At 38.5% G+C, this 23,540-nt stretch carries 23 protein-coding genes; 17 read left to right on the plus strand and 6 right to left on the minus strand.

Features of this window, described 5'->3' with window-relative positions; genetic code table 11:
* Nucleotides 1-6 precede the first annotated feature (6 nt).
* Nucleotides 7-1,353, plus strand: coding sequence for a hemolysin family protein (locus tag ABE099_RS03360; protein WP_430027359.1), 1,347 nt, complete (start codon nucleotides 7-9; stop codon nucleotides 1,351-1,353).
* A gap of 79 nt (nucleotides 1,354-1,432) precedes the next feature.
* On the opposite strand, the gene ABE099_RS03365 is transcribed toward ABE099_RS03360, so the two are convergent.
* Genes ABE099_RS03365 through ABE099_RS03375 form a run of 3 tightly spaced genes read right to left on the minus strand, consistent with a single transcriptional unit; the run spans nucleotide 1,433 to nucleotide 3,179 of the window.
* Nucleotides 1,433-2,089 (minus strand): NAD(P)H-dependent oxidoreductase, encoded by a 657-nt coding sequence (locus tag ABE099_RS03365; RefSeq protein WP_430027361.1) that lies wholly within the window; start codon nucleotides 2,087-2,089, stop codon nucleotides 1,433-1,435.
* The gene (locus ABE099_RS03370) at nucleotides 2,089-2,592 is read right to left on the minus strand and encodes a flavodoxin family protein (RefSeq protein ID WP_430027363.1); all 504 of its coding nucleotides are present in this window, start codon (nucleotides 2,590-2,592) and stop codon (nucleotides 2,089-2,091) included. Before ABE099_RS03370 ends, ABE099_RS03365 begins: the two co-directional genes overlap by 1 nt.
* Complete coding sequence (locus ABE099_RS03375; RefSeq protein ID WP_430027365.1) at nucleotides 2,589-3,179, minus strand: TetR/AcrR family transcriptional regulator; 591 nt, start codon at nucleotides 3,177-3,179, stop codon at nucleotides 2,589-2,591. The genes ABE099_RS03370 and ABE099_RS03375 overlap by 4 nt, the downstream gene beginning before the upstream one ends.
* Nucleotides 3,180-3,393: 214 nt before the next feature.
* Between ABE099_RS03375 and ABE099_RS03380 the strand changes: the two genes are divergently transcribed.
* Genes ABE099_RS03380 through ABE099_RS03390 form a run of 3 tightly spaced genes read left to right on the plus strand, consistent with a single transcriptional unit; the run spans nucleotide 3,394 to nucleotide 6,149 of the window.
* Complete coding sequence (locus ABE099_RS03380) at nucleotides 3,394-3,945, plus strand: RNA polymerase sigma factor (protein WP_430027367.1); 552 nt, start codon at nucleotides 3,394-3,396, stop codon at nucleotides 3,943-3,945.
* Nucleotides 3,932-5,134, plus strand: coding sequence for a DUF4179 domain-containing protein (locus ABE099_RS03385; protein WP_430027369.1), 1,203 nt, complete (start codon nucleotides 3,932-3,934; stop codon nucleotides 5,132-5,134). Before ABE099_RS03380 ends, ABE099_RS03385 begins: the two co-directional genes overlap by 14 nt.
* A gap of 19 nt (nucleotides 5,135-5,153) precedes the next feature.
* On the plus strand, nucleotides 5,154-6,149 hold the full coding sequence (locus ABE099_RS03390; protein WP_430027371.1) for a DUF5643 domain-containing protein: 996 nt from the start codon (nucleotides 5,154-5,156) through the stop codon (nucleotides 6,147-6,149).
* Nucleotides 6,150-6,475: 326 nt separating this feature from the next.
* Here ABE099_RS03390 and ABE099_RS03395 read toward each other — a convergent pair whose 3' ends face one another.
* The gene (locus tag ABE099_RS03395) at nucleotides 6,476-6,997 is read right to left on the minus strand and encodes a GNAT family N-acetyltransferase (RefSeq protein ID WP_430027373.1); all 522 of its coding nucleotides are present in this window, start codon (nucleotides 6,995-6,997) and stop codon (nucleotides 6,476-6,478) included.
* A gap of 609 nt (nucleotides 6,998-7,606) precedes the next feature.
* Here ABE099_RS03395 and ABE099_RS03400 point away from each other — a divergent pair.
* The 4 genes from ABE099_RS03400 (at nucleotide 7,607) to ABE099_RS03415 (ending at nucleotide 9,192) form a co-directional block, all read left to right on the plus strand.
* Entirely contained in the window at nucleotides 7,607-7,813 is a 207-nt protein-coding gene (locus ABE099_RS03400; RefSeq protein ID WP_430027375.1) for a hypothetical protein, read from the plus strand.
* Nucleotides 7,814-8,053: 240 nt separating this feature from the next.
* Nucleotides 8,054-8,293, plus strand: coding sequence for a spore coat associated protein CotJA (locus tag ABE099_RS03405; protein ID WP_210090360.1), 240 nt, complete (start codon nucleotides 8,054-8,056; stop codon nucleotides 8,291-8,293).
* Nucleotides 8,283-8,552 carry a spore coat protein CotJB gene (locus tag ABE099_RS03410; RefSeq protein ID WP_430027377.1) on the plus strand — a complete coding sequence of 90 codons (270 nt, stop codon included), beginning with the start codon at nucleotides 8,283-8,285 and terminating at the stop codon, nucleotides 8,550-8,552. Before ABE099_RS03405 ends, ABE099_RS03410 begins: the two co-directional genes overlap by 11 nt.
* 70 nt (nucleotides 8,553-8,622) lie before the next feature.
* Nucleotides 8,623-9,192, plus strand: coding sequence for a manganese catalase family protein (locus tag ABE099_RS03415; protein ID WP_430027379.1), 570 nt, complete (start codon nucleotides 8,623-8,625; stop codon nucleotides 9,190-9,192).
* Between the two features lie 100 nt (nucleotides 9,193-9,292).
* Here ABE099_RS03415 and ABE099_RS03420 read toward each other — a convergent pair whose 3' ends face one another.
* Nucleotides 9,293-9,778 (minus strand): DUF2569 domain-containing protein, encoded by a 486-nt coding sequence (locus ABE099_RS03420; protein WP_430027381.1) that lies wholly within the window; start codon nucleotides 9,776-9,778, stop codon nucleotides 9,293-9,295.
* Between the two features lie 314 nt (nucleotides 9,779-10,092).
* On the opposite strand from ABE099_RS03420, the gene ABE099_RS03425 reads away from it, so the two are divergent.
* On the plus strand, nucleotides 10,093-11,880 hold the full coding sequence (locus ABE099_RS03425; protein WP_430027383.1) for a S9 family peptidase: 1,788 nt from the start codon (nucleotides 10,093-10,095) through the stop codon (nucleotides 11,878-11,880).
* A 135-nt stretch (nucleotides 11,881-12,015) separates the two neighbouring features.
* Here ABE099_RS03425 and ABE099_RS03430 read toward each other — a convergent pair whose 3' ends face one another.
* Nucleotides 12,016-12,498: a DUF2569 domain-containing protein gene (locus ABE099_RS03430; protein ID WP_430027385.1), complete on the minus strand. Its 483-nt coding sequence runs from the start codon at nucleotides 12,496-12,498 to the stop codon at nucleotides 12,016-12,018.
* A gap of 434 nt (nucleotides 12,499-12,932) precedes the next feature.
* Here ABE099_RS03430 and ABE099_RS03435 point away from each other — a divergent pair, with 434 nt between their 5' ends.
* The 8 genes from ABE099_RS03435 (at nucleotide 12,933) to ABE099_RS03470 (ending at nucleotide 23,516) form a co-directional block, all read left to right on the plus strand.
* Complete coding sequence (locus tag ABE099_RS03435) at nucleotides 12,933-16,607, plus strand: nitrate reductase subunit alpha (RefSeq protein WP_430027387.1); 3,675 nt, start codon at nucleotides 12,933-12,935, stop codon at nucleotides 16,605-16,607.
* Complete coding sequence (gene narH, locus ABE099_RS03440; RefSeq protein WP_430027389.1) at nucleotides 16,597-18,135, plus strand: nitrate reductase subunit beta; 1,539 nt, start codon at nucleotides 16,597-16,599, stop codon at nucleotides 18,133-18,135. Before ABE099_RS03435 ends, narH begins: the two co-directional genes overlap by 11 nt.
* Nucleotides 18,128-18,697: a nitrate reductase molybdenum cofactor assembly chaperone gene (gene narJ, locus ABE099_RS03445; protein WP_430027391.1), complete on the plus strand. Its 570-nt coding sequence runs from the start codon at nucleotides 18,128-18,130 to the stop codon at nucleotides 18,695-18,697. The genes narH and narJ overlap by 8 nt, the downstream gene beginning before the upstream one ends.
* Nucleotides 18,684-19,382: a respiratory nitrate reductase subunit gamma gene (gene narI / locus ABE099_RS03450; RefSeq protein ID WP_430027393.1), complete on the plus strand. Its 699-nt coding sequence runs from the start codon at nucleotides 18,684-18,686 to the stop codon at nucleotides 19,380-19,382. Before narJ ends, narI begins: the two co-directional genes overlap by 14 nt.
* 14 nt (nucleotides 19,383-19,396) lie before the next feature.
* Nucleotides 19,397-19,861, plus strand: coding sequence for a GAF domain-containing protein (locus ABE099_RS03455; protein WP_430027395.1), 465 nt, complete (start codon nucleotides 19,397-19,399; stop codon nucleotides 19,859-19,861).
* Nucleotides 19,862-19,872: 11 nt separating this feature from the next.
* Nucleotides 19,873-20,949: a sensor histidine kinase gene (locus tag ABE099_RS03460; RefSeq protein ID WP_430027397.1), complete on the plus strand. Its 1,077-nt coding sequence runs from the start codon at nucleotides 19,873-19,875 to the stop codon at nucleotides 20,947-20,949.
* Between the two features lies 1 nt (nucleotide 20,950).
* Nucleotides 20,951-21,598, plus strand: coding sequence for a response regulator transcription factor (locus tag ABE099_RS03465; RefSeq protein ID WP_430027399.1), 648 nt, complete (start codon nucleotides 20,951-20,953; stop codon nucleotides 21,596-21,598).
* 412 nt (nucleotides 21,599-22,010) lie between these two features.
* On the plus strand, nucleotides 22,011-23,516 hold the full coding sequence (locus ABE099_RS03470) for a nitrate/nitrite transporter (RefSeq protein WP_430027400.1): 1,506 nt from the start codon (nucleotides 22,011-22,013) through the stop codon (nucleotides 23,514-23,516).
* The last annotated feature ends 24 nt before the right edge of the window (nucleotides 23,517-23,540 follow it).

The raw sequence follows: 23,540 nt of genomic DNA on the forward strand, positions 1-23,540 counted from the left end.
CGTATTATGGAGGAATTTGAGATAGGAAAGTTAATTTTTAACTTGGTCATTGTTTTGGTGCTTGTATTATTAAATGGTTTTTTTGTTGCTGCAGAGTTTGCGTTAGTTAAGGTGCGTCAATCGAGGTTGACGCAGCTGGTCAGTGAAGGGAACCGAAGAGCGAATTATGCCCTAAAGGTAAATCATAAGCTTGATACGTATCTTTCTGCAACTCAGCTAGGGATTACTCTCGCATCGCTAGGATTAGGTTGGGTAGGGGAGCCTGCCATCTCTGAGCTGTTAGTTCAACCATTAATGTATAAGCTAGGCGTTACAGACACTACCTTAATTTCCACTGTATCTGTTGTTGTCGGTTTTGCGATCATTACGTTTTTACACATTGTTGTTGGTGAGCTAGCACCTAAATCGCTAGCCATTCAAAAATCCGAGGAAACCTCCTTGTGGTTATCTGCTCCATTATTATATTTTTATAAAATATTTTTACCTGTCATTTGGTTGCTTAACACCGCGGCGAATGGAATGTTGCGTTTGTTTGGCATTGAACCTGCCTCTGAAGGGGATTCGGCTCACTCTGAGGAAGAAATTCGTATTCTTATGAATCAAAGTGCCAAAAGTGGTGTGATTGATAAAGATGAAATGCAGCTTATGGACAATTTATTTGATTTTGCAGATATGCTAGCGAGAGAGGTTATGCTTCCACGTACAGACATGGATTGCTTATACACGCACTTGTCTTGGGAAGAAAATATGAAAATAATTACCGAGACGAGACATTCACGGTATCCCGTTGCGGTAGAGGATAAGGATCAAATTATTGGCTTTGTACATATTACTGATATATTATTACCTGAATCAGACCAGGAGCCTGATTTGGCTGAAATTGTACGTCCGATCTTAAATGTACCTGAATCAATGGAAGTTAGTCATGTGTTACGTATGATGCAAAAAAAGCATGTGCAAATGACGCTTGTTGTTGATGAGTATGGTGGTACAGCAGGACTATTAACCGCAGAAGAGATTATTGAAGAAATCGTAGGGGATCTTCATGATGAATTTGAGGATGAACGCCCAGAAATTGAAAAAATCGCCGAAGGTGTCTATACAGTAGACGGCCGCTTATTAATTGAAGAAGTCAATGAACTGATGGACATTTTACTTGAGGATGAAGAGGTGGATTCCATTGGGGGTTGGCTGTTTAAGGAGCTAGAAGGTACACCAACGAAAGGTAAAAAGGTTCCGTTTGCTGGCGTCATGTTCGAGGTAGCAGAGGGAAGTCGTTTAAGAATTACACGTGTAAAAATGACAAAGCTTGTTCCTCAAGTTTCTGAAGAACAAGTAGAGGATGAGGATTAGATTGTATTCATTGCTTCCTGCCCACCTAACGTGGGACTGTGGAAGCTTTTTTTCTTGAATATAAGAAATAGAGTGTGTATTATTGATTTTCCTGAAAAGGTTGTCTCCTCAAATCCTTTGGTTTTAGTCCATTTTGCTTTGCTTGGCGGTGCCAGAAAAAATAAGTAGAGGACAAACGCCAAAGAATACGTGGGAAATTTGGCTGAATAAACAGCGATTCCGCACTACTACTGGTAAGAATCGCATTGGAGAGCTGATCCATTGCTCTACCCAAATTTTTTAATGGGCCTTTACCTAGCGGGACTTGATTAAAATAGCTAAGCATTTCTCCTGCCCCTTGACCCACTGCCATCCCAAAACGGAAGGAACAACGGTTACACCAGTTTTCAACAATATTAGCTGCAGTTTTGCACTGTTGCCCTTCAAAAAATCCATTATTTATTAAAGCATAAAGTACAATTTCCTTGTTTGATTGCTCTGTCTTTCGGTAATTTTCTAATTCAACCATCATTCTTAGTAGATGTGAAGGAATCGCATCAAAATATACTGGGAATGCCACTACGATAGCATCGGCTTCGTTAATTTCCTGAAAATGCTCAACCTTTAACTGTTTTACATTAACGCGGTACGAGGTTAATTCATTTCCTTCCGCAATGAGGGGTTTAAGTCTATTAAGTAACACCCCAGAGTTGCTTGATCTACCTTTGGGACTGCCGTTAATCAGAGCAATTTTCATTATTGCACCTCCGTTAAGCTATGAAGAGTGTTATGAAAAAACACACGATATGTAGATGCATCCAAATTTAATGCATTGGCTTTAATCAAAGCATGTGCAGTTTGGCGTTCAGCTTCTGTTATATCTTCTCCATAAAGATGGACAGTGAACTTAAACTGTTGCTTATACCGCTGTTTGTGATGCGTTTCTCCATTTTTTATAACAAAATAGGGCAGAATATAAGATAATGCTCGGTTGAGTACATTACTGACAAACGGGCTATACCCTCCATAAGTGTTATGGCTAATGAGTACAAATTCATCACACGCAGCAAGACGTTCGCCCATATCTTTATAGGTGTCTTTGAGCACACAAGTTCCTGGAGTGCGAACCCAGCAGCCAAAGCAGCCTACACAGTGACGAATCGGAGCATTCCCTCCAATTACCTCATCTGTATCTTTACTGAAGCCTTTTAGCCAAGTGTCATACTCCTGATCGGCTAGATCATGGACAATTAGTCTCATTCATTTTTTCCTCCCGATTGAATAATAGTTTGCCATACTTTTTGCCAATTGCCTGAATAGCGGATGCCACTGCTAGATAACAGGGATGCCACACCATGCACAAGCGACCAATATGCCATTAACATGTTACCATCCATTTCAATTGGAAGATTTAAACTACGGAACAACCGATAACCTGTTTCTTTAAATACTGCAAATGGAGGATAAGTTGGAACATCAACTGGCTCGTCATCAACCTGAATAATAATACCTGATTGGAAAAACAAAAATGGTAAATAAGTAGGGTGCTCTTCGAAAAAAGTAATATATGCTGTGCCAAGCTTTTCCATCGACTTCATCGGATCATCTTGTTCATCAATGGAGAGTTGCAGGGAAACTGTGAACTGTTCAGTGACATGATCTGCCATTGCGGTTAATAGTTCTTGTATATCTTTGAAATGACTATAAGGAGCTGCGTGACTGACACCACAACTGGCTGCGACCTTACGTAAGGAGAATCCCCCGATGCCTTCTTTGCCTATTAACTCAATACCTGATTCAATTAATGTATTTCTTAAATCACCGTGATGATAGGATTTAGATTTCAAAATCCTCTCTCCTTTCTTGAACTTTACAGTGTAAAGATACAGCATAATCTTGACACTGTCAAGATATAGTTTGTTTGAAGAGCAAAGTCATTGATAATGAGATATAACTTTTCTTTTTAATTCATGAATTTAGAATGCAAAATATATGTGATGTAACCTTTCGACATAGTCATCCATCTAATTGGCAGAGGGTCCTCAAAAGGAGTTGAAATTGTTGCAGCAACAAATCGATGTAGAAGATGTAAAACGTGCACAAAAAGGAGATCGCGAAGCCTTCATTCAGATTTTCCGCAAACTGGAGAAGGAGCTATATAGCTTAGCAAAATCGATTGTCAAAACAGATGAAGATTGTGCAGATGTATTACAGGAAACGACACTTAAGGTGTATAAATCTTTGTCTACATTAAGAAAACCAAATTATTTTAAAACCTGGGTTTTTCGAATTTTAATTAATGAATGTAATCAGTTATTACGCATGCGTAAAAGAACGGTCGTGATGGCAGATGTTCCTGAAGAAGCGCCGATGTCCAAGCCGTATAACAATCACACTGATGTAGATTTGAAGGAAGCAGTAGAAAATTTAGATGAAAATTTACGTATTGTGATTTCTTTGTTTTATTTTCAGGATCTATCGATTAAGCAAATTGCGGATGTGCTGGATATTTCTCAAGGTGCAGTCAAAACACGCCTGCATAGGGCTAGAGGATTATTGGCGCAGCAAGTGAAGCAAAGAAGAGAAAGGGAGCTAGAGTATGGGAAAATTTAATCTAGAAAAGGAGCTTAGGGACATTGGTGCATCTAAAACGATGGAGCTTCCTGATGAGCTTCGAGCGCGCCAAGATGCCGTCTACGCTTCACTACTGGAAATGCCCACATCAAGTCGATCTGAGGTAAGAAATGAAAGAGGTTATTTACGGAAATTTTCTATTGTAACAGCGATTGCAGCTACAATCACACTTACAGTAGGGATTAGCAGTGCGATGATCTCTCCAGTGATGGCGTCCACGCTTAAAGAAATGCCAATTATCGGTGGGGTATTCAGGTTTGTCGAGGATATGGGTCTTCAATTTGCGGAAGAAAATGGCTTAACAAATGAAGTAAACCTAAGTCAAACTCATGATGGTATTACTTTGCATGTTCCACAGGTAATTTACGATGGTATACGTTTATCTGTTGCAGTACAGCGTGAGGCAAATAACTATTCAGGTGGGATATTTGATGTTGAAGTCGTAGGGAAAGGCTTCGATACGAAGCATATTTACCAAAAAGGAGCTATTAATAACTTTAAAATGCTAATTGACGGTAAACCTACCTTCCAGTCAGCAAAATTGTCTTTATTTGGAATGCGAACGAACGATCCTGATATGGCTATATTTCAAGTAACTGAAGATACTGGAGCGCAAAAAAGACAACTACCTGATCAATTTACTCTTACACTTATACTTGGGGTTGAGGGCGCTAAAACGCCGTTTACCTTTGAATTTCCTGTACAGAAGCAGACGGAACAATTAACATATCCGTTATCTGTGACCAAACAATCTGCAGACTACAAGCTAGAGATAGCAACGATTCAGTTTACGCCAATGACAACCAAGGTGAAGTTAAATATATTATTGGAGAACGTAATTGAAAAAGATCGGTTAAGAAAAAATAATTTGCTATTTGAGTTATGGGATGACAAAGGAGCAAGGTTACAGCACTTTAGTGGTGGAATCGGAAGGATGGGAGATCAAGGTACTATTACTCAAGAACTATTGTTTGATCGGTTTGAGGAAGTACCACAGGAAATTATATTAAAACCATTCCTCCCTGAATTAGTTGATCCAAGTAAAGAAACAGGACAATTCAAAGTAGAGGCTGACGGGGAAATTGTAAAACATTATTTGAAGGAATTGGAAATCAGAATTCCAGTCCAGTCAGAAGAATTAGAAAAAGTGTATAAATCAAATAACTAAATTATTGGAGGATATTAACATGAATAAAAGTCTAAATAATGGTACTAAGGGTTCTAAAATGATTAAGGTGATGGCAACAACAGCGATTGCGGGAATGTTATTAGGGGGAGCGGTATTTGAACCAACAACGATGTATGCCGCAAGTAAGAAACAAGCAACAACTGTAACTAAAGCAAACGTACAAAATCAGGCTCAAAAAGTGAGTATGACACAAAATGGGATTACATTAACGGCAACAAAAAGTATTTTTGATGGAAACCATGTGCAGTTTGAAGTAAAGCGTAGTGGTGGAGGACTTTCATCTGGAATTACTGAAGGTGTATGGGATAACGAGCAAGAAGAGTATATTTTGTCTAAAGGTGCAATCAAAAACATTCAAATTTTCATAGACGGTAAATCGATTAATGATTTTGGCGGCCTTGGCCAAAGACCAAGTTTGAGTTGGACAAAGGGAGCTGACCTTGATACAGCACAAATCACTCTAGTTGACCCTTCTTGGCTTGGTGATCAGTTATATGCTTTTCCAAATAAATTTAAGCTTACCGCTAAAATAACATTAGAGGGCACCCAGCAACCATTTACATTGGAGCTTCCAATGCAGTTAACGAATAAAGCAAACACGCTTCAGCCTAAAATTACAAAAAGTTATGATGGACTAAGTGTTACAGTTAATAAAGTGAATGCAAATACAAGTTCTACACGCCTTCAACTGATTGAAAAAGGTGTTGAGAAAAATAAGTCATCTAACCTCATGTATGAATTTGTGGACGATAAAGGTGTTGTACTTGATCGGATTAGTGGGTTTGGAACAAATAGTCACAACAAAGCGGGTGACTGGTATCATAACTATGTAGTTGAAGGAGTAAATAAGGACGTTAAATCTATTACGATCAAGCCATTTAAAGGTGAATTAGTAAACCCTGAACAAACATCTGGTCAATTCAAGGTAGATGAAAACGGCAACCTAATAAAGCATTATATTAAGGAATTAGAAATGACAGTAAAATTGAAATAATAAAGAAATAGAAATTGCCTATCCTGATTTGTCAGGGTAGGCGATTTTTGTATGGGCGTTGAAGGCATGCAGCTATAGATGATGAGTGGTATCATTTTCTTGTGCGGAAAAAATTCGTATAAAACAATAGAATTCAGCTCTTTTGGAATCTAAGTTAGAAGCTTGTTTTTCTAATTAATAGTGTAAAATACCTTCAGGGATTTTACATGCTTGTGGTAGAATTTTAATCCTCTGAAGGTGTTTTAATTGACTAATAAGTTTTAATAATTAAATGTAAAATGTTCCTTCAAAGCTAGAAGTGATATAAATCCTATAATAACCGTATATTAATTATGGTCCAATTTCTTAGTCAAATAAATCAACAAGTCATCATCGACAGTCACAGTCTCTCCAGGCGTAACTTCAACGTTCTTATAGAAAACTCCGTGACCATCCATCACATAACCACGATTGTTATACAACTTTTGAGCATTTCCATAGTCTTTATATAGCCCTACTGCTAAACCAACTTGTTTTGATTTCTTGGAGGCTAAATGTTCTAGCTCATCTAATAGTACACTTGCAATGCCTTTTCTTCTAAATTCGGGGAAAACATTTAAATCATTGATTTCTGGAATATTATCTTTTTTGAAATTAGGATAATCAGAAGTAAATAAAAGGTGAGAGCAGCCTGCCAAAATCCCTTCGTAGTAAGCAAATATAGTAATTCTTTTCTCCTGTGTATTTTCTTCTAAGCACTTAAAAAAATAATCTGATTCATACCAAGGGTATCTACTAGACAATTCAAGTCTTAATAAAGAAGCTTCTTGAATAGTTGAAAGTTGTTGGATCGAGATTGGATTAGTCATAAAAACTCCTTTTTCTTTTAATATATTCTAAGGTTTTAATATAAATCACCATATACAATATCTTTTATCTTTTGTGAATTAGGAGATTAGCCTCTATATAATAATAATTAAATAACTATAAGCTATCGTTGGGGGATACATATACTATATATTATTTTGGTTGGATTATTATAGTATATTATATAAATTATACATAAGTTAAGTACAGTGCAGGAACAAGCTATCCTAAAGTGGAAAACTCTTGACGGTGAATTTGCATAGGACTTTTTTTATCCTTCAAAATTTCGGGAGGTATCATGTGAGTAAAATTAAAAAATTACTGCTATTATAGGTTTCATTATTGGCTGGAGTTATATTTATGTGTCTCTATTCATTTCCAAAAGAGATTGACGCAGAACATCAAGCGCAAAAGTTTTTTTGAGGGGGATTCCAGTTCTGTCGAAACGATTACAGTAAAGATAAAGGGTACCTTGTATAGACCGGTTTTCAAGCAACATAGCTTTGAGGGAAACATAGAGATTGGTGGGTATGACTTTACTAAACCCAATCTAGCATGTACGAGCTTATATATTTCCGAAAAGAAAAATGGAGTTTAATTGGGGGAGTATTTTGTATACAAAGAATACTTCAACTCAGGAAATAGTAGGACTTGTCTCCGTTGTTTTTAATGAAGATTTTAATCAGGTGAGGTTAGTTCCCTCTGATAATTTGGAAAAAAATGAGGGGAATAAGCATATGTTTATCGTTACTAGTGCAAAAAATTATGAAGAAGCAGTTAAGCTTGATAGTAATTTGAGAGATACTTTAGGGTTCTAAATACGGATTTGTTCAAAATTATATTATTTCATTAAAAAGGACGTTCCAATCGGAGCGTCTTTTTTAATCTTAGTAGGTGAGTGCGGTGAAAAGACAAAATTGGCTTTATTATCGAACAGGCTAATTATGGCTAATTAAAGCTGTAATTGACCTGTTTTTATTTTTCCATTTTTAGGTTCATTATTTGGGCGAACATCATATGTTTAATATAAGGAAATTATTTCGATAGGAGGCAGTTCAATGAATCAACCTCAGGAACGGCAATATGCGCCCTTTATCGGCCCATTTGATCCATGTCCACCTGTAAAATGTAAAACGTACAGCACTCCACCCCACTTGTTTATCACCTTTCAACCGATGAATCTCCCACAATTTACTCCACAGGAAGCTCTTCGCTTAGGAACGTTATGGCCAGCACTTTACAGTCCTTACAACCCACGACATAGCTATAGAGAGGAGAATGACGACAATGACCTCTAAACCAAACTATGATAAGCAATATTATGAAATGCTGGAAAACCTACAGGCTTTGGACTTTGTTTTAGTTGAACTCAATTTGTACTTAGATACTCACCCCAATGACTTAAAAGCAATTGAACAGTTTAACCAGTTGACACGAGATCGAACCATTTTGGCTAATGAATTTCAGCAGTTGTATGGACCACTTCAAAACTTTGGTCGAGCCTATTCTAAATTTCCTTGGGAATGGTCTAAAAGCCCTTGGCCTTGGCAGGTTTAACCCTATAATAGCTTAATCAGACACCTCAGTTTAATACAAACCAACATTTAAAGGAGGTTTTATAGAGCTTATGTGGATATATGAAAAGAAGCTACAATACCCTGTACGAGTTGGAAAATGTGATGTAGGAATGGCAAAGCTATTATTGGAGCAATATGGGGGAGCAGATGGGGAGTTAGCGGCGGCACTTCGGTATTTAAATCAGCGGTATACGATTCCTGACAAAGTCATCGGGTTGTTAAATGATATTGGGACTGAGGAATTTGCCCACCTCGAAATGATTGCCACGATGATCTATAAGCTTACTAAAGATGCTAGTCCTCAGCAAATGAAGGAAGCAGGTTTAGGGGATTATTATGTTAGTCATGACCATGCGTTGTTCTACCAAAATGCAGCGGGGGTACCTTTTACCGCCTCCTATATTCAAGCCAAGGGCGACCCGATCGCTGATTTGTATGAAGATATAGCCGCAGAAGAAAAAGCACGTGCTACATATCAATGGCTAATCGACATGACGGATGACGTAGATTTGCAAGATGGCTTGAAATTTTTGCGTGAGCGTGAAATTATACATTCACTTAGATTTAGAGAAGCGGTGGAAATTTTGAAGGAGGATCGGGAGACGAAGAAGGTGTTTTAGAAAATTGAATTAAAAGTCTAAGGATTTTATTTGTGTCCTTAGACTTTTTTGTTTAACCTTAGTGTTTAAATATTCAACAGCTTATACGTCGCTTTTCAATCTAAGCCACAAACGTATTCTCAACTCGTTCTGATTTTAGAAAATAGGGTATCCAAATTGCACCTGAAATAATAGCTCCTATCATGCGTCTCATTAAACTTGTGGACTCTGCATCCGTTGCATAAGAGACTTGCTGGAACATAATAAAGTTTATAATTCCCATAGCGATGTTAATAGAGTACATGATCATGATCATCCGAGGAACCATAGCTTTTTTTCTATAAAATTGAATAATAATAAAAATAAGAAATAAGCAAAGAAGAGTACTATAGGTAATTATTAATATAATGTATCCTTTATCGCCACTTGTTAAGAACTCCCAAGCATCTGTACCGGATATTTCTTGCCAAAATTTAATAAGGCTAATTCCAATCGAAAAAAGGCTTAGCAATAACGCAATTTGCGTCACGATTAACCATCCACCTAATCCCGAGATCAAACCAAGTTTAGCATTACCCATATTTTCACTATGTATTTCTGAATTCATTACTTTTAAAGCCTCCATGTTCTAAGTCTATTTTTGCTTGTATTTCCGTTCAAAAGTCCCCTCCTTAAAAAAATAATAGTTATATAGTAACACGTTATCCTAATATTTTCCTTATCTTTTATATATTCTCTTAATCATTCCCATACATTGCTTGACCTAAGTAAATATCATTATTAAATTTACATCTATTAATTTAACTATTTCCTTCTTATGATATATTTCATTGAATCCAGTTGTTTTTTATACTCATATATAAAGATATAAAAAGAAATAAAAGTATTAAAATTGTTCAAAATACAGGAGGTAAGTTAGCGATGCTAAAATTTCCAAAACCAGATGTAGAGCAATTTTTTCAAAGTTATAGTATTTTTTCATTTGCTGTCACTAAGGATGAGGGGAGACTTATTTTTAGTAGCAATCTGAATGGGCAACCTAATTTATGGGCGATGGATCTGCCGGACGGTTATCCTTATCCATTAACATTCATGGATGATCGTTCTACTTTCATCAAGCCTGATCGTGAGGGACGGTTTATCATTACGGATTTTGATCATCATGGCAATGAGAGCTATCATCTGTATGCTCTTCCGCCAGAGGGTGGAGCGCCACTCAAGCTTGTACAGGGTGAAGAGGGAGATAAATTTTATTTCTCACACTTGTCCAAAGACGGCGAACGTCTATATTATATGACCTCTATTGGCAATCCGAATTTTTTAAATGCGCATAGATATAACCTTCTGACAGGTGAAAATGAATTACTGCTAGAGGGAGATACTTCAACTACATTTCTGGTCGCAGTAAACTCTTCTGAAGAGCAGTTTGTTTACAAAAAATCTTTTTCTAATACACATCAGATTAGTTATTTACATTATGATAATAAGGTTATTCCACTTGCTCCCGATATTAATAAGATTCATACTACCCGAGATTTTATTTTTACGAAGCGAGATACTTTACTATTCATTACAAACTACGAGAGTAAATACAAGTATGTGATGGAATATGATTTGAAAGAAGGAATATTCAAGCCAGTTTGTCAAATTAGTGGGGAAGAGATTGAAAATATAAAATGGCATGAAGAATCAGGTACACTCTACATTTTTACGGATAAAGGTATTGAACATAAAATGTATGCTTTAAATGTGGAACATGCAGAGCTGACCGAAATTAAGCTACCAACGGACATTGTGGAGCAAGCGGTTGTTGCTGAAAGTGGAAATGTATACATTTTAGCAAGAGGAGCAGTTGATCCGTTTAATATATACCGTTATTCAGAACAAAAATGGGAGATGCTCACTAAAAATATCGTGATTGGGCTTGGTCCAGACCAACTTGTTTACCCTGATGTGGTTCACTATAATTCCTTTGATGGGTTGGAGATTGAAGCTTTATTATTTAAAGCAAAAGAGGACGTGGCAAATGGGCATACAATTTTTTGGCCGCATGGTGGTCCTCAAGCGTCAGAAGGAAAGTTTTTTAGATCAATGTTCCAATTTATGCTTGCTCATGGTTACAACATTTTTGCACCCAATTTCCGTGGTAGCACAGGATACGGTACAGAATTTGAGAAAATGGTCGAAGGAGATTGGGGTGAAGGTCCAAGACTCGATTGTGTTGCTGGAATGGACTGGCTATTTGAGCAAGGGATTTCAAGCCCTGAGCGTCTTTTTGTTGTGGGTGGTAGCTTTGGTGGCTATATGACGTTATTGCTGGCAGGACGTCATGCTGATTATTTCCGCGCTACGGTAGATATTTGTGGGCCAAGTAACCTATTTACTTTCTTAGAGTCAGTTCCTGAAGATTGGAAACCGATGATGGATCAATGGCTTGGTCACCCTGAACGTGACCGTGAACGGTTGATAAAGGATTCACCTATTACCTATGCTGAGCAAATGATAAAACCGATGATGATTATCCAAGGGGCGAATGATCCTCGTGTTGTGAAGGCAGAGTCTGATCAACTTGTTGCATTGCTTGAGGAGAAAGGTGTAGAAGTACAATATATCGTGATGGAAGATGAAGGACACGGTTTTTCTAAGCGAAAAAATGAAATTAATGTATACCGTGAAATGCTAGAGTTCTTGAATAAGCACCGTGAATAGCTATAACAATATTACTATTTAAACAAAAAACCGATGAACATTTACTATCGTAAACGTTCACCGGTTTTTTTGTCTAGAGGCTTAGGTTATGTCCCAGCCTCTAGTTTTGGGACAGTTGAAGTATTTGTGAAAATTCTAATTCACAAACGTATTTTTAACTCGTTTTGATTTTATAAAATAAGGAATCCAAATTGCAGCGGCTATCCCAGCTTGTATGGTTTCCTTTAATAAACTTGCAACCTCATCTTCCATTGCATAGGTTACTTGTGGGAATACGATAAGATTTATAATCCCAACAGCCAAGTTAACACCATACATAATCATTATCGTTTTAGGAACGAGTGCTTTTTTCTTATAAAATTGAGTAAGAATAAAAATAATAAATAAAAGTAGTAAAATACTATACCCGATAATAAATACAAGGTATATTTTGAGTTCACCTGTTAAAAAACCCCAAGAATTCCCATCTGATAATTTTACCATCAAATCAGTCAATTGGAATCCATTTAGTATTAAGCTTAGAAACAGACCTATCTGTGTTACGATCAACCATCCACCTAATCCCGATTTATTAAAACTACTATTTTCCTTTTTTTCGTTATGTACCTCTAAATTCATTTCTTTTAAAGCCTCCATTGTTGATAAGTATATTTTTTTGTTTATTTCTTAGCCTTGCTTTTGTTTCCTTATTCCTAGTAACTTTCCTTCCAAAGCCCCCTCCTTAAAACAGAAGTAGTTATATAGTAACACATCAACCTAATATTTTCCTTATATTTTATAAATTCTCCCAAACATTTTAATTTCATTTAATTTAGAGAATAACATGCAGGTAATTAGATAGTTCCTACTGTCTCTTTTGATACGTTTATATATTTAAAATTTTTACATTGCAGCTTTTTCTAGTTTATAGGGGATTTATGAATAAGTTGAGGGGGATTCCCTGATAGGAAGAAATAGTGAAAAAAATACATAATGAACCTACTAAGAATGAATAGATTGGATTCCCCATTCAAACCTATTTATTCTGCAGAAAAAGGAGAGAGGACATTATTATGAAAAAGAAATTTGGTTTGTCCTTTTTTAAACCTATTGAAAATTACTCCAACAATTGGTCTATTCTCGAAGAAAAAAGTAGAGAGTGGGAAAATATGTATCGGGGACGTTGGTCCCATGATAAGGTCGTGCGTACAACACATGGTGTAAACTGTACCGGTTCTTGTAGCTGGAAGGTTTTTGTGAAAAATGGTCTCATTACATGGGAAAATCAACAGATTGATTATCCTTCGTGTGGACCGGATATGCCTGACTTTGAACCACGCGGATGCCCAAGAGGGGCGTCATTTTCGTGGTATGAATATAGTCCTTTACGTGTCAAATACCCTTATATGCGGGGCAAGCTATGGCGTTTATGGAAGGAAGCGTTGAAGCAACATGCTAATCCAGTAGACGCTTGGGCTAGTATTGTAGAAAATCCAGAAGCATCTGCATCTTATAAGCAAGCAAGAGGTAAAGGTGGACATGTTCGTGTGAAATGGGAGGATGCATTACAACTCATTTCTGCACAACTTATTTATACGATTAAAAAATATGGACCTGACCGGATTGCAGGCTTTACCCCAATTCCAGCGATGTCCATGTTAAGTTATGCGTCAGGAGCACGCTTTATTTCTATGTTAGGTGGAGAAATGCTTAGCTTCTATGATTGGTATGCAGATTTACCGCCAGCTTCTCCGCAAATTTGGGGTGAGCAAACGGATGTGCCTGAGTCCTCAGACTGGTACAACTCTGGTTATCTGATGATGTGGGGCTCTAACGTGCCATTAACAAGAACCCCCGATGCACACTTTATGACAGAAGTACGTTACAAAGGAACAAAGGTTGTTTCTATTGCGCCTGACCATGCTGAAAATGTGAAATTTGCAGACAACTGGCTTGCCCCACACCCTGGGACAGATGCTGCACTTGCACAAGCGATGACACACGTCATTCTTGATGAGTTTTATGCTAAGCGGCAAGAGCCGATGTTCATAAACTATGCAAAACAATTTACCGATTTACCATTTCTAATCATGCTTGATCCACATGAAAATACCTACAAAGCAGGACGTTTCCTGCGTGCAAGTGATCTTGGAGAAGAAACGCCTCATGCCGAGTGGAAACCTGTCATTATCGATCAAAATAGCAATGAAATTATTGTGCCAAATGGTACGATGGGACAACGTTGGGAAAAAGAAACGAAATGGAATCTCATCCTTGAAAATGAAGATGGAACCGTGATTGACCCAGCAATGTCTGTAGATCGTCAAGCAGATCAATGGTTAGAAATTGTTTTCCCTTACTTCGATAATCGTGGTAACGGAACCTTTACACGTTCTATTCCAGTGAAACAAATCCAATTGGCTGACGGAACAACTCGTTTTGTTGCCACAACATATGATTTAATGCTGAGTCAATATGGCGTTAAACGTAATGGCTCCACAGGAGAAGCAGCTAGTTATGAGGATGAAACCTCATTTTACACTCCTGCATGGCAGGAAAAAATTACAGGCGTTAAAGCTTCCCTTGTCGTACAGATTGCACGCGAATTTGCGCAAAATTCACTTGATACAAACGGTCGCTCCATGATTATTATGGGCGCAGGCATTAATCACTGGTTTAATAGTGATACCATTTATCGTTCTATCTTGAACTTAGTTATGCTAACCGCATCCCAAGGTGTTAATGGCGGAGGTTGGGCTCACTATGTAGGTCAGGAGAAGCTTCGTCCGATCGAAGGCTGGTCATCGATTGCCTTTGCAAGAGATTGGCAAGCACCTTCACGTCAACAAAACGCAACTTCATTTTTCTATTTTGCAACAGATCAATGGAAGTATGAAGAAATGAGCAATGATTCCTTAAAATCTCCAATCGGTGGAGAAATTTCTTATAAGCATCCTGCGGATTATAATGTGCTTGCCGCGCGTTTAGGCTGGTTGCCGTCTTACCCGCAATTCAATAAAAGTAGCTTGGAATTTGCACAAGAAGCCGCAGCAAACGGCAAAGTTACTAATGAAGAAATTATTCAACATGCCTATGACCAAGTAGTTAGTGGTGATACGAAGTTTGCAGTGGAGGATCCCGATGCTCCTGAAAACTTTGTTCGTACATTGTTTGTATGGCGTTCTAACCTTATTTCTAGTTCTGCGAAGGGACAGGAGTACTTCATGAAGCATCTACTAGGTGTTGGTGAAGGCTTACTTTCTATGCCAAATGATGAGGAAAAACCAGAGGAAATTGTGTGGCGTGATGAGGTAGAAGGGAAGCTAGATTTGCTTGTATCCCTTGATTTCCGGATGACGGCAACCCCGATGTATTCAGATATCGTGTTGCCTGCTGCAACGTGGTATGAGAAGACAGATTTGTCTTCGACAGACATGCATCCGTTTGTTCATCCATTTAACCCTGCTATTGATCCACTATGGGAATCACGCTCAGACTGGGATATTTATCGCTCTTTAGCTAAAGTGTTTTCTGAAATGGCGAAAACGCATCTGCCAGAGGTTTATAAGGATGTCGTAAGTACGCCACTTGCACATGATACACCAAATGAGATTGCTCAACCGCTTGGTAAAATCAAGGATTGGAAAAAAGGCGAGATTAAAGCAGAGCTAGGTAAAACGATGCCTAACTTTACAATCGTAGAGCGGGACTATACCCAAATTTATGATAAGTTCGTAACCTTAGGCCCATTGCTTGCTAAAAATATGGTGGGTGCACATGGAGTTAAATTCCCTGTTCATGAGGAATATGAGGAAATGAAGGGAATTAACGGTATATATAGTGACGATACCATCAAAAATGGTTTGCCTAAGCTACACACTGCCAAGCAAGCAGCAAATGCTGTACTTCATCTATCATCAGCAACGAACGGAAAAGTATCGCAACGTGCTTGGGGAACTGTAGAGGAAGAAACAGGTGTACCGCTGAAGGATATTTCAGCAGATCGAGCCGCAGAACGAATTACCTTTGCAAGTATTACGGCTCAGCCACGTGAGGTTATTCCAACGCCAGTATTTACAGGATCTAACAAGTCAGGACGCAGATATTCACCATTTACAACAAATATTGAACGTCTGATTCCTTTCCGTACTTTAACAGGACGTCAGCATTTCTATATTGACCATGAATTGTTTATGCAATTTGGGGAGTCGTTGCCCGTTTATAAGCCAACCTTGCCACCGATGGTATTTGGTCCTAGAGATAAGCAGGTAGCAGGTGGAGAAGATACGCTAGTGCTTCGCTACTTAACTCCACATGGAAAATGGAACATTCATAGTACCTATCAGGACAACCTGCATATGTTGACCTTATTCCGCGGTGGTCCAACCGTTTGGATGAGCAATGAGGATGCAGAGCCATATGGTATTCAAGATAACGACTGGGTTGAAGTGTACAACCGCAATGGTGTAGTAACTGCAAGAGCCGTTGTGAGTCATAGAATGCCGCAAGGTACGCTGTTTATGTATCATGCCCAAGACAAGCATATTCAGGTTCCAGGCTCTAGCATTACGAAAGATCGTGGGGGTAGTCACAATGCACCTACACGTATTCATATGAAGGCAACACAAATGGTTGGTGGATACGCACAACTAAGCTACGGCTTTAACTATTATGGACCGATTGGCAACCAACGGGATGTGTATGTTGCAGTTCGCAAGATGAAGGAGGTTGATTGGCTTGAAGATTAAAGCACAAATCGCGATGGTCATGAATCTGGATAAATGTATCGGCTGTCATACCTGTAGTGTTACGTGCAAGAGTACTTGGACGAATCGTGAAGGTGCGGAATACATGTGGTTTAACAACGTAGAAACGAAGCCAGGTATCGGTTATCCAAAGCGTTGGGAAGACCAAGAAAAATATAAAGGTGGCTGGACTTTACGTAAAGGCAAGCTGCAATTAAAGGCAGGCACAAAACTGTCCAAAATCGCACTTGGTAAAATTTTCTACAATCCAGATATGCCTGAAATGAAAGATTATTATGAGCCTTGGACCTATGACTACGAAAAACTAACGACGTCTGGCGAAAAGAAGCATCAGCCTGTTGCTCGTGCAAAATCGGTCATTACGGATGAATATATGGATTTGAACTGGGGACCAAACTGGGAGGATGACTTAGCAGGGGGACATATTACAGGTCCTCAGGATCCGAACATGGAGAAAATTGAAGAAGAGATCAGATTCAATTTTGAACAGTCCTTTATGATGTATTTGCCACGTCTATGTGAGCATTGCTTAAACCCAAGCTGTGTTGCCTCATGTCCTTCTGGTGCAATTTACAAACGGGATGAGGATGGCATCGTGCTTGTTGATCAGGATGCTTGTCGTAGCTGGCGCTACTGTATGACAGGATGTCCTTACAAAAAGGTTTACTTCAATTGGAAAACAAATAAAGCAGAAAAATGTACGTTTTGTTTCCCAAGAATTGAAGCGGGTTTACCTACGGTTTGCTCGGAAACCTGTACAGGGCGTATTCGCTACTTGGGCGTATTGCTCTATGATGCGGATCGTGTGGAGGAGGCTGCTTCAGTCCCTGATGAGAAGGACCTGTACCAAGCACAGTTAGATTTATTTTTAGATCCAAATGATCCAGCTATTATTGAACAAGCACGCAAAGATGGCATCTCAGAGGACTGGATTGAAGCTGCACAAAATTCACCTGTGTACAAGCTTGCAATTGAATACAAATTGGCTTTCCCGCTACATCCAGAGTATCGGACATTGCCAATGGTGTGGTATGTACCGCCACTTAGCCCAATTATGAGCCATTTTGAAGGGAAAGATTCGATCGAGAATCCAGACATGATTTTCCCTGCAATTGAGGAAATGCGGACACCTGTTCAATACTTGGCTAACATGTTAACAGCAGGAGATACAACGACAGTTAAAGTAGCTCTTCAACGTATGGCGATGATGCGTTCTCATATGCGCTCTAAGTTTGCCAATCAACCTGAGGATGAGAAGCGCTTGGAACGAGTAGGTATGACAGCGACACAAATGGATGAAATGTATCGTCTACTTGCCATCGCGAAATACGAGGATCGTTTTGTAATCCCAACGGCACATAAGGAAAACTATGTAGATCCTTATCGTGAGCAAGGTTCCGCTGGTTTTGGCATGGATTGCAGTGGTTGCAGCTTTGGTTCACCACAACCTGCGAAGGATGACAAGCCAGTATATGATGAGCATTATTACGGGGGGATCTGGCGTGATTGATTTAGTAAAGCTGTCACAATATAAATCTTCCTTTGGCTTTTTTGCTCAACAGTTGGCTTACCCAAATGAAGAGATAATCGGGCAGATGCAGTGGGAGGGGCCAAGTGCCCCCTCCGTTGTGTCCAAGGTTCAGGCGTATATTGAAAACGTACAGCAGCTTGGATTTGACCAATTAGAAGAGTTATATGTGCAAACCTTTGATTTTCAAAAAAAGTCGACCTTGCATATGACATATGCGAAATTTGAGGATGGCAAAGAACGTGGACAGATGTTAGCCAAGCTAAAGGCTACGTATGAAATGTTTGGACTTGAAATTTCAAATGGAGAGCTGTCTGACTTTTTACCTTTAATGTGTGAATTTTTGTATGCAGCCGAGTGGGCGGAACACCCTCTTGCGAAGGAGAGCTTCCAAACGTTGCTTGGTGTATTAGAAGATGGGACCTATGCATTAATGAAATCATTGGAGAAGTATAACAGCCCTTATTATACTTTGATACAAGCCCTCCGCGAAATATTTAAACTATGTATTCAAACGGAGGTGCAACCTAGTGTCGATCTTTGATCAGTTTATGTGGATCGTTTTTCCCTATTTGTGTATGACGATTTTTGTTGTGGGTCATATTTACAGATACAGATATGATCAATTTGGCTGGACAGCTAAGTCTAGTGAATTTGTTGAGAAGAGACAATTAATGGTCGGTAGCTTACTTTTCCATGTAGGGATTATGCCTGTTATTATGGGACATATTGCAGGTCTTGGTATTCCGAAGTCATGGATGAATGCTTTAGGGGTAAGTGACCATATGTACCATATTGGTGCGGTGTATATCGGTAGCTTTTTTGGTTTTGCAACTTTAATTGGGATGCTGCTGTTGACCTACCGCCGCTTTGCTATTAAAACGGTGCGTAAGCTTAGCTCTGCGTCTGACCTCATTGTGAATACGTTACTTTTACTCATTGTAATCATGGGTATGTATTCCACACTTGTGACTAACAAAGTACAACCTGATTTTGATTATCGGGAAACAATTTCTGTGTGGTTTAGAGGTCTTATGATCTTTGGTCCAGATGCTTCACTTATGCAGTCTGTTCCACTATCCTTTAAAATCCATATTGTATTAGGATTTTTAATTTTTGCATTATGGCCGTTTACGCGCCTTGTGCATGTATGGAGTGTTCCCTTGAATTATGCTTTCAGAAGATATATTGTATATAGAAGCCATCGTCAACATGGCAAAAAGCATTAATTAGGAGAAACGCTATGACCAACTCAGCTTCAATTATATATCAAGCTACACTTGACCATATTAGGGAGGCAATCGGTTACGATTTTGCCTCACTTGCTTTTGCCCAATCTGCTAAAGATCAATTTGTCATCACGTGGCAATACGTTTCTGGTAACTTGAATGAACGCTATAAACGCATTCAGCTCCAATCTGGGAAAGGCATCGCAGGGATGGTGTTTAAAACGGGAAAACCGATGCTTGTGCTTGATGTTTCAGAGCAACTCGCACAAAGTGAACGATTCCAGTATCCGATCATCGTATCGGAGCGGTTGTGTAGTTTAGCTGCGATTCCATTATTTGAACTAGATCGGGTCACAGGTGTGTTATTAGTTGGTTATCGAGAAGCGAATAAAATTACAGAATCCGAATTTGTGGAACTAGAGCAGCTTTTAGGAGGTAAGTTTGGTGACTTTGAAGTGAAGGAGTTGACCTTCAATTGAGTAGCTTGCCTATGACATCCTTATCCACGTTACTTGGTAAATTTTACGATACTAGCTTAGCGCCGATTTTTATTTTTGATCGTCATGGTGCAATTTTATCTATGAATCCTGCTGCTGAAGCTATTAATCCAGCCTTTTCACTAGAACAAATTAAAATGAACCCTTCCGATGACTTTTGCCTAATTTGTCGAGGATATACAAGTACAGAGGAAATTATGTCATGTGTAAACTGCTATTTGTCTAATCCGTTAGCAAACTTTACTTCATTCCAAGTGTATATCGATACGAAGGATAAGGGAACGGTCCCCTATTCTGCAAGTATGCAAACAATAGATCATGCGGCAGGCATTAGAATGCTTTTGCTGCAAGATTTAACCAATCAGCTTGTGACACAGGAAACTGTGTATCGTAACTCCATGATTAAAAGTACAATTAAAGCACAAGAGGATGAACGTAAACGTATTTCTCGTGAGTTGCATGATAGCGTTGCACAGGAGCTTATTAGTTCTCTTGTTGATTTGAGACTATTGAAATATTTAAATGTGCAAGATGAAGTGCTTAATAAAGTACAACATACTGAGGCTACACTAAATCGTCTACTAGAACAAATTCGTAATTTATCAGTGGAGCTTCGTCCTGCTTCATTAGATGATTTAGGACTAGAGGCTGCTTTTCGTTCGCATTTTAAATGGGTTGAAAAAAGCTATGGAGTTCAGGTGGAGTTTTTAGCTCAGTTAAATGGGACACGGTATAATAGTGAAATCGAAACGGTCGTTTATCGTATATGTCAGGAAGCGGTTTTGAATAGTGTCAAATATGCAGAAGTGGATGAGGTTAAGGTGCATCTGTTCCAATCAGAAAATCACCTCGAACTTATTGTTCAAGATTTTGGCCTTGGGTTTCAATTAAACAATATGGATTCCAAAGGAACTGGACTTGGGCTATATGGGATGAGGGAAAGAACAGAGCTTGTTCAAGGGTTGTTATCGATCGTATCTGGGTTAGGTGAAGGAACTAAAATTCACTTGCAAATCCCGATTAAAAAGCAACAGCGTATGGCATCCACTTCACCAGAAGGGGGATCATGACATGAGAATTGTAATCGCAGATGATCATGCTGTAGTGAGAAGCGGATTTTCGATGATTATTAACTTTCAGGAAGATATGGAAGTAGTAGCAACAGCGGTGGATGGCATTGAAGCTTACAAAATGGTATCCCTGCATCATCCGGATATTCTTCTCATGGATTTGAGTATGCCGCCAGGAGAAAGTGGTCTTATTGCTATCGCTAAAATTAATGAGGACTTCCCAGACACTAAAATTATTATTTTAACGATGCATGATGACGAGGATTATTTGTTCCATGTTTTAAAAAATGGAGCTAAAGGCTATGTCTTGAAAAATTCATTGGACGAGGAATTAATTATCGCGATCCGCATGGTTTATCAAGGTGGTATTTATATCCACCCTCGTATGGCAACTTCATTAGTACGTGAGTTTGTAAAAAAAGATCAGGAGCTTGAAAAAAATGATCCTTTTGAAAAGCTAACTGCAAGAGAACTAGAAATTCTTCCTTTGATTGCAAAGGGATATGGAAATAAAGAAATTGCAGAATTATTGCATATATCCGTGAAGACGGTTGAAGCTTACAAAGCCAAAATTATGGATAAGCTTGGGTTAAAATCTAAGCCAGAGTTAGTAGAATATGCTTTGAAGAAAAAGCTATTAATTTTTTAAAAAACTAAAATCAATACTTGCCAACGACTGGAAGGTGGAAGCTACGATACAGAGAGTTGTTACGATCGTTGTTAAAATCAGATTCTTTAGAATAAAGTTTTAAAAGTTAGAATCAGATTTTAAGAGACGATCTTCACAATTTCTCTGTCTCTTCGCTAGTTTAGGATAGCTGCCAAGTATTGATTTCAAGTTTGAGCTTTAAAATGTTTAAAAAGCTTTAAAAGACTTTGGATAAAAAATTATAGCTTAATAAGGGGTTTCACTAGGGTAGCGCAATGATCTATAGAGATATAGGGATTTGAACGCCACGTCTAGGGAAACCCCTTATTGTTCGTTGATAGTGTACAGACTTACAATAACGCAGGGGAATCCAATCACATTTCGAATTCTGATAGAAAAGAAAGGTGTATGGATGATTAAGAAAATACAGTTACCATTACAAACATTGAATCTTATTGTTGGTTTTGCCGTATGGGTCATTATTTCTTCTTTAATGCCATTTATGCGTGAGGATATAAACATTCCTCAAAGTCAGATTGCCATTATTACAGCTATTCCTGTTGTACTTGGCTCCATTTTGCGTATTCCGATTGGTTATTATGCCAATGTTATTGGGGCACGTTTAGTCTTTTTAATTAGCTTTATCTTGTTGTTGTTTCCCGTTTATTTTATTAGTGAAGCCTCTTCGGCTACAGATTTAATGATTGGGGGCTTATTTCTTGGTATCGGCGGCTCTGTTTTTTCAGTTGGGGTTACGTCTTTGCCAAAATATTATCCGAAAGAGCGGCATGGGTTAATTAACGGAATTTATGGATTAGGTAATTTAGGAACGGCAGTCACTTCACTTGCGGCACCTATTGTTGCTATTCAGTGGGGATGGGTTACAGTTGTTAAATTATATTTAATTCTTCTACTTGTATTTATCATTTTGAATATCTTTTTGGGCGATCGTAAAGAAACAAAAGTTAAAACATCTATGATCAGCCAAATCAAAAGTGTATATAAAAATGAAAAGTTATGGTTGTTTTCTTTACTGTATTTTATTACGTTTGGTTCATTTGTCGCCTTTACAGTTTATTTGCCTAACTTTTTGGTGACAAACTTTGAGCTGGACAAGGTAGATGCAGGGATGAGAACCGCTGGTTTTATCGCTTTAGCTACCTTTATGCGTCCTGTTGGTGGTTGGCTTGCAGATCGCTTTAATTCTCTTTATCTTTTAATTGTTATATTCTCCGCCTTTACATTAGCGGCGATTCTATTAGCCTTCTCACCTACATTGCAATTGTACACCGTAGGGTGCTTAGCTATTGCTGTTGTAGCAGGAACAGGAAATGGAGTTATTTTTAAATTAGTACCAGAGTATTTTAAAAATCAAGCTGGAATTGTTAATGGAATTGTATCGATGATGGGTGGATTAGGTGGATTTTTTCCGCCATTGTTGCTTTCCATTATTCATTCCATCACAGGCCAATATTCAATTGGTTTTATGTTATTGTCACAGGTTTCCTTAGCAAGCTTAATTTTTGTAGTGTGGATGATTTATCATGACCGTCTTGGCGTTATCTCTGAGGTGTTTAATAGTACAAATCAAGGGATTATCGTGACGGATCAGGCAGGAATTACAGTAAGAGTGAACCCAGCCTTTACCACTCTGACAGGGTATAGCGAAGAGGAAATTCTGGGTAAACGTCCTAACATTTTACGATCCGACAGACAATCCGACTCCTTTTATACAGAAATGTGGAGTAGCATCAAAGAAACAGGGGGCTGGAAGGGTCAAATTTGGAATAAACGAAAAAATGGCGAACAATATTTGCAATGGCTCCATATTAGTGTTGTTCGTAGTGAAACAGGGGATGATTTTCGTTACGTGGGTACTTTTTCAGAGCTAACAGAGGAAGACAAGAAACAGCAATAGAATTGACTTCAAGGGAGGAAAAGC

Origin of the sequence: Paenibacillus turicensis (assembly GCF_050461185.1) — a bacterium.
Taxonomy (GTDB): Bacteria; Bacillota; Bacilli; order Paenibacillales; family Paenibacillaceae; genus Fontibacillus; species Fontibacillus turicensis_A.